Below are 13,314 nucleotides of genomic sequence, written 5' to 3' on the forward strand. Positions count from 1 at the left end.
CTTTGAATCATGCTACCAAAAATTGACCCAACGACCACTAAGTCATGGGTGAAATTGACTGAACTTGTTTCTGAGAAAACAGACATTCAGAAATTGCTAAAAGAGAATTCACGAGAAGATGATCTTACGTTTGATCACAAGGACTTCTACTTTGATTTTTCAAAAAACGAATTGACTAAAGAGGTACTTGACCAAAGTATCAATCTAGCTAAAGAATGCCACCTTGAAGAAGCCATAAAAGCAATGTTTGATGGTTCTAAGATAAATGAAACAGAAAACAGAAAAGTATTGCATACAGCTTTGAGAGCTGGTAAAAATTCTGATGTTTTATATGAGCTAGAAAAAATCAAATCTTTTACAGGAAAACTTCACAAAGGTGAGTGGATAGGATTTTCGGGAAAAAAAATTACCGATATTGTTAATATCGGAATTGGTGGATCAGACCTTGGCCCCAAGATAATTACACATGCACTCAAACCTTACTGGAAGAACATCAATCCTCACTTTGTCTCAAATGTAGATGCCGCGCAACTAGTGGAAACACTTGAACATTTGAATCCTGAAACAACATTATTTATTATAGCCTCAAAAACTTTTACTACTCAAGAAACTATTACAAATGCAATTTCTGCTAGAAGTTGGTTTCTACAAAACGGCGGTTCAGAAGTAGATGTTAGTAAGCATTTTGTGGCTGTCAGCACTAATGAAAGTGCTGTTGTTGATTTTGGAATTTCTTCTGAAAACATGTTTGAATTTTGGGATTGGGTAGGCGGAAGGTTTTCACTTTGGTCTGCCATTGGGCTTAGTATAGCTAGTGCTATTGGTTATGAGCACTTTGAAAAATTACTTGCCGGAGCAAGAGAAATGGATGAGCATTTTATGAATGCTGATTTGGAAGAAAATATACCGGTCATCTCAGCCATGATCGGCGTATGGTATAACAATTTTCTGAACTATGATTCATTCGCAATCCTTCCATACGACCATCGCCTAAGATTCCTTCCCTCCTATTTGCAACAAGTTGATATGGAGAGCAATGGTAAATCTATTGATCGCTCGGGTAACAAAATAACACATCAAACAGGACCAATTATCTGGGGAGAACCAGGTACTAATGGGCAACATGCTTTTTATCAACTCATCCATCAAGGAAGCAAAATCGTTCCATGCGAATTTATAGCTATCGCAAAACCTGCACATAATCATGATGATCATCATGAGAAACTTCTTGCAAACTTTTTCGCTCAATCTGAGGCTCTTTTGACGGGCAAAAAAAGAGATCAAGTATTAAAAGAACTTGGTGAAGATGCGAATCAAACGCTAATCAATTCGAAGATTTTTGAAGGTAATAGACCCTCAACTAGTATTCTGATCAAAGAGTTAACTCCGTTTAACTTAGGAAAGTTGATTGCATTCTATGAACATCGTGTCTTCACACAGGGCGTAATCTGGAACATTTTTAGTTTTGATCAATGGGGAGTTGAACTTGGAAAACAACTTTCAAAACCTATTCTAGAAGAAATCAGATCTAGAAAAGAAGGAGATCACGATACTTCCACCAATTCATTGATGCGGGCCTATTACGCCATGCGTAAATGAGAGGCAATAATCCCAGTTGCTATTCCAACATTTAAAGACTCTGCCTTCCCAAATTGTGGGATTGTTATGCTTTGACTGATAAATTTTTTCGTCAAATCACTAATACCATGAGATTCACTTCCCATTACAATTACTATAGGAGATTTGAAATCTGCTTTATCAACAGGCATACCATCCATAGTTGCTGCATAAACAGGTAGCTCATTCTTTTGATAAAAAGAACTCAATTCTAACGTCAAAACGCCCACTCTTGTGAAAGACCCCATACTACTACTTATCACTTTGGGATGATAAAACTCCGCACAATCCGCAGAACAAATCACTTGCTGAAAGCCAAACCAATCTAATGTTCGAATAATTGTCCCGAGATTTCCTGGATCGCTCACCCCGTCTAGCACAAAAATGTGATCATTGTAGTTTATGCCTTCTCTTATATCTTCTTTCATTCTGACCACCGCTAGAACATCTTCATTTGTCTTAAATGTGCTCAACTGTGTCAACAGATCTGCTTTGACGATCTCATTTCGATAATTACCCGATCTTACATGCGAAGAAAAATAAAGTTCAGTACCGACAATAAGTTCAACTTCGAAATCAGAATTCAACAACTCTTGCACATTTTTTGCTCCTTCTACTAAAAAGCATCTCTCACGAGTGCGGTACTTCTTAACTTTAAGCGATTTTATAAATTTTTGTTCCTTATTTGAGAGCATCTGAATTGAAGCATTTTTTTAAACTAAGCCAAATATCATTATTCGTAGGGATATTCCTGACTTCTTGTCTTGGCTCTAAGTTTTTGAAGGACGAAGAAAAAATTCTTGCAAAGCAAAAAATTGAAGGATTATCTGGCTCATTGCATGATGGAGCATCAGGTCTTTATGAGCAAAAAAACAATAGCAGGATACTTTTCAGCTACCCATTCACCCATTTGGCTCATCTATACAAGTTGGGTGAAAATGGATTTATATTCAAAGGATATGATAAACAAAGAGCAATCAAAAAAAGAGATTCTTTGGTGGCTAAATATGATAGAAAAATTGCGATCGCTACTTCAGAAAAAAAGATTCAAAAACTAAGAAATAGAAGGGCAAAAAAATATGATAAAAAGAATAGAAAAGTAAAGCAAGGCAACCAACTAATGAGATGGGGGGAACCTCTTGCTATCTATCATCATACTAGCACTGCTACTACTTCTGAAAGAATTAGTCAATTCCTTTATTCTAAGGGTTATTTTGATGCTACAGTTAAAATTGATACCAGTGGTTACGATAGTCTAAGTTTCATAAAGAAGTTTAGCAGGGATGTCCGAAACTGGGTCAGTGGGTGGGCTGGCAAAAAAGACAGTTATGTGAATCTGGCATATTATGTGGACCTGAATACTCGGTATGTAATTGACTCCATTCAATATGAAATTGAAGACACGGTACTTCAAGCCCTAATTTTTGAAAACATCAAAGATTCCCCCCTTAAAAAAGGATATTATGAACAGGAAGTATTGACTAATGAAAGAGATTTTGTCTATGATCTTGCTGTGAATAATGGCTACTACGAATTTTCGAAACAGTATGTTGGTTTTAAAATTGATTCTGTAAACCTTGGAAGGGATACAGTCATCGTCAGAGAAATAATAAAAAACCCTTCAGGACAGAAACAACACAAAATTTTTTACCTCGATTCAATCGTATTTATCACTGATGCTAATGTGAGTCGAGGTTATCATAGAACTCAAGAAAAGTATCGAGATATTACCTTCCTCTTTGGAAAGAATAGATATTCCAAAAAAGTTTTAGAGTGGAGAATTCCATTAGAACAAGATGACCCATACAGCAGGGATCTCACCATAGAAACACAGCGTCAACTCTCCTATCTAGACAATTTTAAGTTTGTTAACATTAATTATGATACTACAGGTAATTATTTTGTGGCCAACATATTTACTTCTCCTTTTGATAAATTTCAGACATCAAGTGAGTTTGGTTTGAGTAGAACTCAAGGAAGGCCGGGCCCGTTTGTTAATTTTAATCTTAAGAACAGAAATACGTTTCGCACACTTGAAATTCTAAGTTTTGATGCAAATGCTAAATTAGAAGACCTGCAATCAGTTCGAGAAGAGTCTAATTTTACAGGCAATTACACTTCCAGGCAATTTGGAGGAGAAGTGGCTATATCATTTCCTCAATTCCTATTCCCTCTAGGATCCTACTACAAAAATAAAATTGGTCGATTTAATCCTAAAACACGTGTTTCGTTTAGTTTTTCCTTTGAAGATAGAGTCTCGGAATATACCCAACTTATTTACCGTGGAAGGTGGTCTTACAGTTGGCAAGTACGGGATCAAATAAAGTACACACTCACTCCTTTTCAATTGGAATTGATTGATGCATCTACGACTAACTCCTTTCAGAGCTTTCTTAGTAGTCTTGACGAAAACAACCCATACCCACGGGCTTTTGAATCTTCTGTAGTAAGCAGTACTGCATTTCAACTTGATCTAAATCAAGGGGATTTTATAAGTAATCAAGATGGTAGTTATGTACAGCTAAATGGAGAGATTGGTGGAGATTTGAATAATGTGTTTGGAAATTCATTATTTGGTGATAGTCTAGCAACCTTTCAATTTGCAAAAGCTCAAGTAGATTTAAGAAAAATTAATCGATTATCAAGAAATACTAATGTTGCATTTAGGCTCAATGTAGGTTTAGCCTACCCTTATGGAGAAGATAGGTCATTACCTTACAATAGGTACTTTTTTGCTGGTGGAAGTAGTAGCATTAGAGCATGGCGTCCAAGGAGGCTTGGGCCGGGTGCTTTTGGGATTTTTGAAGAAGGGAGTACAGAAAGCGTAGATTATAGTTTTGAACAGCAAGGCAATATCCTCATCGAATCCAGCATAGAGCTGAGGCAAGATCTGGTCGGCTTCCTTGAAGGAGCTATTTTTATTGATGCAGGAAACATCTGGCAATTAAGAAGATCTCTGGTCGGAGAGGATGCAGAAGGAGACGATGGACTATTCAGATTTAATGATTTTATGAAACAAATGGCCGTGGGTACTGGAGTAGGCTTACGCTTTGATTTACAATTCTTGATTTTCAGGGTTGACCTTGGGATGAAGCTTTTTGACCCGGCTCAGAAGCGAGGAGAACGATTTGTAGGTGATCAACTGTTTTCAAATTTTAATAGAAATACAGAAATAAATATTGGAATTGGCTATCCTTTCTGAATTATGGAATTAACAAAAGAATCAATTGCTGAATGGTTCAAGAAATTGCAAAATGATATATGTTTCTCTTTAGAGAAGCTCGATGGAAAATCAAAGTTTGTAGAGGATGAATGGGAAAGATCAGAGGGAGGAGGAGGAAGATCTCGTGCAATACAAGGAGGAAACTTGATTGAAAAAGGAGGAGTAAATTTTTCAGCTGTTTCTGGTCCAACTCCAGAGAAAATTCTACAAGCATTAAATTTATCTCAAGCAGAGTTTTTCGCAACGGGAGTTTCCATTGTACTTCACCCAGAGAATCCATGGGTTCCTATCATCCACATGAACGTTCGCTACTTTGAAATGAGTAATGGAGTATGGTGGTTTGGTGGTGGAATAGATTTAACACCTCATTTTGTTATTCCAGATAAAGCAAAGAGCTTTCATCAGCACCTCCAATCAACTTGCGATAAACATTCCCCTAATTTTTATCATAAGTTTAAATCTTGGGCAGACGATTATTTCTTTGTAAAACACAGAAACGAAACACGTGGAATAGGAGGAATTTTTTTTGACAAGCTTGGTGATAAAGAAGGGAGATCAAAGGAAGAACAGTGGTCTTTTGTTAAAGATGTGGCAGAAACATTTATTCCTGCTTATCAAGATGCCGTTCAGCGTCTAAGAGACGAAAAATGGGCAATAGAAGATAAGAAGTGGCAAAAAATTAGGAGAGGAAGATATGTGGAATTCAATCTCGTTCATGATAAAGGCACCAAGTTTGGGCTTGATACAAATGGCAGAACGGAATCTATTCTTATGAGCTTACCTCCAGAAGTTAATTGGGAGTATAGTCACCAACCCACAACAGACCTTCAAAGAGAAACTCTTGCTTCACTCAAAAAAGGCATTGACTGGATCAATGCCTAATGGTTTGTAAACAAAGCTCTTATATTAAAGAAGGTTAAACTTCTCCATTAAGGACTCTTTGTAAGAAGCGCCAATTGAGAAGGTCTTCTCCCCAATATGTACTTGCAGGTCTTCTATTTTATCAATTTTGTTTCTATTGATAATGTAGCTTCTGTGCACACGACTGTAGATACTTTCGGGGAGTCTCTTCTCTATTCCCTTCATCGTATGATGAACAATATGCTTTTTACCACTTGACGTATTAAAAATCACATAATCAGCTAGTGCTTCTACAAAAAGAATATTGTTATAACTCAATCTAAAGAGTCTTCCATCACTTTTTACATAAATATGATCCTCTTGTTCAGCAATGAGTTTTTCTTTCTCTAATGCTTCCTTGACCTTATTCACAGCCTTCATGAAGCGTTCATACTCCACAGGTTTGACTAAGTAGTCAGCTACAGAATCTTCAAACGCTTCTATAGCATACTCCTTCTTAGAGGTGACAAGGATTACATTATATGCATGTTGCAGCTCTTTTACAAGCTCTAACCCACTCATTCCTGGCATTTCTATATCAAGAAATACTATATCAACATCATTGGCACTTTCTCCTAAAAGGATATCGTGTGCTTCTTGAGTATTGTCTAGATCGTGCGTTAAAACCAAAGAATCGGTCTTATCAATAAACTTTTTAATAACGAGACGAGACATTTTATCATCGTCTACCACCATACAATTAAGTGCCATTATTTTTTATTTAGGATTTGGTGAATGTATTTCCCTATTATATCAAATTCAATATTTACAATAGAACCAACAGTCAGCTGATTGAAGTTGGTATATTCAAATGTATATGGAATTATTGCAACAGAAAAGTGATTTTCATTTACGTTGAAACAAGTAAGGCTAGTACCGTTAATGCAAATGCTTCCTTTTTCCACAATAAGGCCCTCTCCTTTTATATTAAAAGTAAATAGCCAGCTCCCATCTTCATCATTGATTGAAACTACTTCTGCCGTAGTATCTACATGCCCTTGAACGATATGACCATCAAATCTGCCATCTGCTTTCATGCATCTTTCTAAATTGAGCTTGTCTCCAAATTCAACTTGCCCTAAACTTGATTTTTTGAGCGTCTCATCAATAGCTGTCACCCAGTGTTTGCCCGATGCTATTTTAGTTACCGTAAGGCAAACTCCATTGTGAGAAACACTCTGGTCAACTTTTAGCTCTTCCGATAAATTTGAAGAGATAACAAAACCTACATTTGATCCATCCTGAATTATTTCCTCTACTTTCCCTACCGTTTCGACTATTCCTGTAAACACGCTGATTAAATTTAAGCTTCAAAATAAGGCAATTGGAAGATACCTACAAGCATAAAGGATTGCGAAAGCAGTTGGTTCAAGAGATTTCCAGAAAAGGAATAAAGGATAAAGCTGTATTAAATGCTATTCACAAAATTCCACGGCACTTCTTTTTTGACAAAATATTCGACGCACATGCATATGAAGACAAAGCTTTCCCCATTGATGCAGGGCAAACGATAAGTCAACCATACACTGTGGCTTTCCAATCTGAGCTGCTCCAAGTCAAACCTGAAGATAAGATTCTTGAAATAGGAACTGGATCCGGTTATCAAGCATGTGTACTTCTGGAGCTAGGCGCGAAAGTCTATACAATAGAGTACCAAAAGAAGCTCTATCAAAAAGCCATTCGTTTTTTACCCAAATTAGGCTATCAACCTCACATGTATCAAGGTGATGGTTCCAAAGGAATAACTCGATTTGCCCCTTACGATGGCATTATTGTCACGGCAGGTGCGCCTACCATCCCTGAAGAATTAATTAAGCAGCTCAAGATCGGAGGAAGATTAGTAATACCAGTAGGGAACAATGACATACAATCTATGGTTTTGATCGAGAAAGTGAGTGAAAACAAAATAAAAAAGAAGCAATTCGACAATTTCAGCTTTGTACCTTTGCGAGGTGAGCGTGGATGGCCCACCAATGGTGAGATTAAATAATTGGAAAAAATGAAGGTTGGTTAAATTTAGTAAGGGTTTATAGTGAAAGGAATTGAACACGCATTTACTCTAATAGCATCAAGAAACTGAATATGAAAAAAATAAAAAATTGTAAAGATTCCTTCGTGACTATGACGGAACTTGTACTTCCAAATGACACAAATGGACTTGACAATCTTATGGGTGGGAGACTTATGCATTGGATGGATATTGCTGCAGCTATTGCCGCTCAAAAACACTCAAACAGAATAGTAGTAACCGCATCTGTTGATAATATCTCTTTTTCAGAACCCATAAGAAAAGGTAATACAGTAACGATCTCCGCATTCGTTACGCGTGCATTTAGTTCCTCAATGGAGGTCTATTTAGAAGTAGTTGCTGAAGACATTCCCGCTGACAAAAAAGTACATACTAACAGAGCATTCTTCACTTTCGTTGCAGTGGATCAATCTGGAAAACCAATTGATATACCTCAATTGGAGCCGGAAACTGATTTGGAAAAAGAGCTTTATGAAGGCGCTCTTAGAAGAAGACAGTTAAGATTAGTTCTTGGAAAACGAATGAAACCTAGCGAAGCGAAAGAACTACGCTCTATATTTGATATGGAAGAATAATCTCCATGGAGAAAGAACATCTACATCTGCTGATAAATGAGGAAATCTACTTGCTTTCGCAAGACGAAACCATTAAAGTTGAGTATGAAAAAGAGAAGGAAGTTATTTCAGAGCTAGCTGAGCCTGAATTAGAGACGATCAAAGGCGAACCTAAAGAAACACTTGTTGACGAAACTAGGTCAGAAGAATCGGAAACTGAAACTACTCGAGTTTCAGAACATGAACCAGAGCCCGCAGTAGAAAAGTCAGAAGAAAAAGAAGAAATTCAACAAGAGTCTCCCCATATACCTATTCAGAAAGTTGAGGAGCCATCAGAAATTCCTTTTGCCATATTCCATAGCAGTATAGTACCTGCAGAACATGAATTGTTACAGAAAATCATTGATGCGTGTAAAATTCCAGCAGGTGATTACAAAATTTTTTCTAATGGTTTCGATCAATCAGTCCAGTTCAAAAAAGCTTTAGTTTTCGTCCCTGAAGCAAAAGCATTTTATAGCCCCATTCCGTACAAAGGAAGTGCGTTTCTTTGTTCAAAGCCACTTGTCGATTTGGCAAAAGATCAAGCTGAGAAAGCGAAGCTATGGGGTGCATTACAAAAATTCATCTAAATCATAAAAATGAAATTTGTCTTTGCAGGTATCTCTTTGATGATTTTCACTTGCTTAAACGCTCAAAATTTAATTCCTAATCCAAGTTTCGAAGATTATGTATTATGCCCCTCTAACCACTCTACGATTCATGAACCAATAAAAACAAGGCATTGGATATCACCTACTTTGGGAACTCCTGATTTATTTAGCGCATGTGCTCTTCCAGTAGTATCAACTCCTAAAAATTTTGCGGGTATTGCTTACCTGCCCGATGGAAATAATTACGTTGGAATGTATTTTGGTAGTCCACGAAAATCCTCAAATAAGAGTTATAGAGAATATCTTACATGTGAATTAAAAGAACAACTTAAAAAAGGAACTAAATACAAGTTGGAATTCTTTGCTAAGCCAGCAACAAATTCAAAGTTTATAGGAAATAAATTATCATTTACATTTAGTTCAGATTCGATTATCGTTAATGATGATAATGTACTTACCAACCTCCCTTATCAAATCATTCTTGTTGACACTCTTGAGGTAGTCAATGGTTGGTATAAAATCAGCAACACCTTTGTTGCCAATGGAACTGAGACCTTCTTTACCATTGGAGACTTTATTCCTCCAGAAGATGGTGAATTTGAGGAAATGTTCAATATGTTCTCTGAAATAACAGAGAGAATTTCATCTTATTATCTATTTGATGATTTTTTCCTAACTGATGTCAATTTAGAAAACGAAGATTTTCAGATTGAAAAACCATTTAGTCTAGGTAAGATATACTTTGAATTTGATTCATTTGAGTTAAAAGAAACGTATATAGAATTAGAAGCTTTAGCTAGATATATGAAATTAAATAATCAATTAAAACTTCAAATTTACGGTAACACAGATTCAGAAGGATCTGAAGAGTACAATGATAGATTATCAATAAAAAGAGCTCAATCAGTTAAGGAAGCTCTACTAAGATTTAAAGTAGAAGAGAATCGAATAGAGGTATATGGTTTAGGTGAACGTGAAAGCATTTATGATTTCGATTCACTAAATAGAAGAACTGAATTTTTACTTCTTCTTGAGGACTTTCAATCTGAAGATAAATAATTATTAACATGAATCACTAGATGTTATTAACTCAATAGAGCACATTGTAGATAATCTACAAGTAAGAAAGACGATTGAGTGATATCTAAATTTCTGAAAATCAGAATATAGATGTTAGCACTACAATTTCACGAACTCAAGCAAGAATTAACTAGAGCATAAAGACATTTTAAAATGGAATTAAACACACTTCAAAAGTTTTTACTACTCGCTCAACACCCTAAGAAAGGAGCCTTTGCTACATCGCATATCTACATCAGCTATGGAATCATAGGGGCTATATTGCTTGAATTGGCTCTTCTGGATAAGATTTCTATAGAAAAGGAAATTCTCATTGTAAAAAATGATAGAGGAGTTGATCATTCGATGTTTTCTGAAGTTTTGACTAAAATCAAATCTTCAAAAAAACCAAGAAAGGTAAAGCACTGGATTATCAAACTCGCCAGAGAATCACGAGCGTACAAATGGACTATTTTAAACGAGTTAGTTGATCAACGAATAGTGAGAATAGAGAGTAAAAAATTCCTAGGGTTTATTCCATATAAAAGGCACTACTTAATTGATAAGAGAATTCGAACCAAATTAATTGATCAAGTAAAAAAGAACATTTTCTCAAAAGAAGACCTGATTGAAAAAGACGTCATTGTTCTTGGCTTGGTTGAAGCATGCAAAATGCATAGAATCATCACGACTGATAGAGGAGAATTAAAGCGATTAAAAAAAGAGCTAAAAGAAATCATCAAAGATAGCCCAATAGCAGAGACGGTAGATACAACCATTAAACAGGTTCAGGCAACTATTATGATGGCAATTATTGCTGCATCGGTTACTACTACGACCACATCTAATTAGCGATAAAGATCGTCTTAATCCTCATTCAAGGTCAACGCTGGGTTAGTGCTTGCCCACTTAGCGGATCTGGCAGCTGTAATTACAAATACAAGAGAATACGCCAAAAACAATGCAATTGGATACACCCACATGCTCATCTCTATCACATATGCATAGTCTTGCAACCATGTACTCACTACCCAATAGCTAAGTAAGCTCCCAAGAATTGCAGCAGTGAGAATAATAAACCAAAGGTCTTGGTTTAACACACCAATAATTCGTAGAAGTGAGGCTCCCAAAACTTTTCGGATGGTTAATTCTTTGGATTTCAGTCCAATGATATATACCATAAACCCGACCAAACCTAAAACTGAGAGGCTGATTGCCAAAACAGAAAATGTAATGCTGATTTGACCAGTTTGACGTTCTTTGGCGTACAATCGTTTCACGGACTCATCCATCAGATCGTATTCCATCGGTACGTTAGGTTGAATTTCATACCATTGATCTTGAATCAAATTTATGATAGATTCCAGTTCAGATGAGTTTGCACGAATAAGGATATTGGTATTCACAAACTGTGGGTCAGTCCTCAATGAAATAATTTGAGGAGTAATTTTTTCTTTCAACGTGAAAAAATGAAAATCCTTAAACACGCCGGAAACTTTTCGATTCAATTCATTTTCCGTTCCGGGGCGCAAAATAATTTTTTTACCGATAGGATCTTCTTGCCATCCAAACCTTTCAATAAAGCTATGATTGACAAGGGAAATAATCTGTCCAGCTTCAGATGATAACAACACGTTTTTAAAATCACCATGCGTAAGATCCATCCCCATCACATCGAAATAATCTATATCTACACCGTAAGACAATAAATTCTCATACGTTTCGTCCTCCCCTTCTACTTTAAACGCTAAAGGATTCATTCCATCTCCCATCATTGGGCCGAAAGCAACACCACTGATTTGCGGATAGGAAAGTAATTTTGTCTTTAAAAGCTCATAGTTTTCGTATCTACCAATTTCAAAAGCGTTCGTTATTTTGATCACATTGGTTGCATCAAACCCCATGTCTTTATTATCTAAATAGTGAATTTGCTGATTCATAAACCACCCTGAAATCCCAAGTGTGAATAGTAAGATGAATTGAAAAAAGATGAGTCCATTTCTATACTTCGTTCCGCCTGTAATATTCATGGCTGACTTACTTTTCATCAATGTATTTACATCAGTTTTACATAGAGCCAGTGCAGGATATATCACAGTGATGAAGCTTATCAAAGCAATAAAACCAAGTCCACTTAGAATGTACGTAGGAGATGTCAGCAGCTTGTTTTCCAAGCTTACACCTAGAAAGATATTCATTGCTGGCAATGCTAAACTGAAGCCAATCAAAATGATTGGTATCGTAAGTAGAGTGGTCAAAAGTGACTCATAGATAAAAGCGGTAATAATTTGATTTCTTGATTCACCAAAGACTTTTCGAATGCCAACAGCTCGTCCTTTCCCCAAGTAGATTGCCAAAGAAAGGTTGATATAGTTTGTAACGGCTATAAGCAAGATCATGGCTCCAATGATTAGAAAAACTCTGAGTTGTAAAGGATCTCCTTTTCCTCCTGCTCCAAAAACCGCATCTGACTCCAAATAAATCTCTGCTAATGGCATTAGTTGAACGTCAGATAAAACATGAAATTCGTTTCTTGCTACGTCCATTTCCAAAATTTTTCCTTCCAGTTGATCAACATTTACTTCATTACTCAATTCCAGATATGTTTGTGTATGAAAATGTTCTTGTTCGTACAATCGAGGGTTTGTATAAATCAGATCAAACCTTAGATGAGTATCTGTAGGTAAATCAGCTATTACTCCAGTCACTTTAAGCTGAATGGTATCATAATTCAATGCTAACCCAACAGGGGAAACCTCTCCGAAATACTTCTCTGCAGTTGATTCAGTAAGCACTACACTATACGGTTCTCCCAGCAAGCTCTTTTTTCCACCTTCAAGTATTTCGAAATCAAAAAATTCAAAAAATTGCGATCCTATATTCGTTTGAATAACATTTGTCTCTGCAAATTTCTTTTCCTTATAGGAGAAGAACGCTCTTTGAGCCTGATTGAGCTGAACTCTCTTAAGTACCTCAGGATATGAGCCAGCCACCAGCTCGCGTGCATGCTCCATTCCTAAATTAGAAAACCACTGATCTCCATTCGTCTTACCTTCCATTCTATATATTTTAGAAGATTTTGAATGAAACTGATCATAGTGATACTCGTGATCTGCATAAACAATGATCAAGAGGGCTGCAATAATCCCAAATGAAAGGCCCAATATATTCAGACTGTTTAGCCCGACGGATTTAAGAAAATTTCGAATGGTAAGGTTAACGAAGATGCTCATGTCGTAATTATTTCTTCAACATTACGCAAGCAATTACACGAAGTAGAAT

Annotated in this window: 12 protein-coding genes; 8 read left to right on the forward strand and 4 right to left on the reverse strand. The window is 36.4% G+C overall.

The window, feature by feature from the left end; translation table 11 throughout:
• Positions 1-9 precede the first annotated feature (9 nt).
• Positions 10-1,599, forward strand: a complete 1,590-nt coding sequence (gene pgi / locus ABJQ32_09785) for a glucose-6-phosphate isomerase (GenBank protein ID MEP5289931.1) — start codon at positions 10-12, stop codon at positions 1,597-1,599.
• Here the strand turns inward: pgi and ABJQ32_09790 are convergent.
• Positions 1,581-2,312: an RNA methyltransferase gene (locus ABJQ32_09790; protein ID MEP5289932.1), complete on the reverse strand. Its 732-nt coding sequence runs from the start codon at positions 2,310-2,312 to the stop codon at positions 1,581-1,583. The two genes, pgi and ABJQ32_09790, sit on opposite strands and share 19 nt — an antisense overlap.
• 83 nt (positions 2,313-2,395) lie before the next feature.
• Between ABJQ32_09790 and ABJQ32_09795 the strand changes: the two genes are divergently transcribed.
• Together ABJQ32_09795 and hemF are read left to right on the forward strand one after the other, a co-directional pair.
• On the forward strand, positions 2,396-4,819 hold the full coding sequence (locus tag ABJQ32_09795) for a BamA/TamA family outer membrane protein (protein MEP5289933.1): 2,424 nt from the start codon (positions 2,396-2,398) through the stop codon (positions 4,817-4,819).
• A gap of 3 nt (positions 4,820-4,822) precedes the next feature.
• Positions 4,823-5,722: an oxygen-dependent coproporphyrinogen oxidase gene (gene hemF / locus ABJQ32_09800; GenBank protein ID MEP5289934.1), complete on the forward strand. Its 900-nt coding sequence runs from the start codon at positions 4,823-4,825 to the stop codon at positions 5,720-5,722.
• A 24-nt stretch (positions 5,723-5,746) separates the two neighbouring features.
• Here the strand turns inward: hemF and ABJQ32_09805 are convergent, their stop codons facing one another.
• Together ABJQ32_09805 and ABJQ32_09810 are read right to left on the reverse strand one after the other, a co-directional pair.
• Positions 5,747-6,451: a LytTR family DNA-binding domain-containing protein gene (locus ABJQ32_09805; GenBank protein ID MEP5289935.1), complete on the reverse strand. Its 705-nt coding sequence runs from the start codon at positions 6,449-6,451 to the stop codon at positions 5,747-5,749.
• The gene (locus ABJQ32_09810; protein ID MEP5289936.1) at positions 6,451-7,032 is read right to left on the reverse strand and encodes a riboflavin synthase; all 582 of its coding nucleotides are present in this window, start codon (positions 7,030-7,032) and stop codon (positions 6,451-6,453) included. The genes ABJQ32_09805 and ABJQ32_09810 overlap by 1 nt, the downstream gene beginning before the upstream one ends.
• Positions 7,033-7,064: 32 nt before the next feature.
• On the opposite strand from ABJQ32_09810, the gene ABJQ32_09815 reads away from it, so the two are divergent.
• From ABJQ32_09815 to ABJQ32_09835, 5 genes are all read left to right on the forward strand, one after another.
• Positions 7,065-7,730 (forward strand): protein-L-isoaspartate(D-aspartate) O-methyltransferase, encoded by a 666-nt coding sequence (locus tag ABJQ32_09815; GenBank protein ID MEP5289937.1) that lies wholly within the window; start codon positions 7,065-7,067, stop codon positions 7,728-7,730.
• A gap of 92 nt (positions 7,731-7,822) precedes the next feature.
• Complete coding sequence (locus tag ABJQ32_09820) at positions 7,823-8,344, forward strand: acyl-CoA thioesterase (protein ID MEP5289938.1); 522 nt, start codon at positions 7,823-7,825, stop codon at positions 8,342-8,344.
• Between the two features lie 5 nt (positions 8,345-8,349).
• Positions 8,350-8,952: a hypothetical protein gene (locus tag ABJQ32_09825; GenBank protein ID MEP5289939.1), complete on the forward strand. Its 603-nt coding sequence runs from the start codon at positions 8,350-8,352 to the stop codon at positions 8,950-8,952.
• 9 nt (positions 8,953-8,961) lie between these two features.
• Positions 8,962-10,032 (forward strand): OmpA family protein, encoded by a 1,071-nt coding sequence (locus ABJQ32_09830; protein MEP5289940.1) that lies wholly within the window; start codon positions 8,962-8,964, stop codon positions 10,030-10,032.
• Between the two features lie 174 nt (positions 10,033-10,206).
• Positions 10,207-10,884, forward strand: coding sequence for a GPP34 family phosphoprotein (locus ABJQ32_09835; GenBank protein ID MEP5289941.1), 678 nt, complete (start codon positions 10,207-10,209; stop codon positions 10,882-10,884).
• Between the two features lie 14 nt (positions 10,885-10,898).
• Here the strand turns inward: ABJQ32_09835 and ABJQ32_09840 are convergent, their stop codons facing one another.
• Positions 10,899-13,265 carry an ABC transporter permease gene (locus ABJQ32_09840; protein ID MEP5289942.1) on the reverse strand — a complete coding sequence of 789 codons (2,367 nt, stop codon included), beginning with the start codon at positions 13,263-13,265 and terminating at the stop codon, positions 10,899-10,901.
• Between the last annotated feature and the right edge of the window lie 49 nt (positions 13,266-13,314).

The organism is Marinobacter alexandrii, from assembly GCA_039984955.1.
Taxonomy (GTDB): Bacteria; Bacteroidota; Bacteroidia; order Cytophagales; family Cyclobacteriaceae; genus Ekhidna.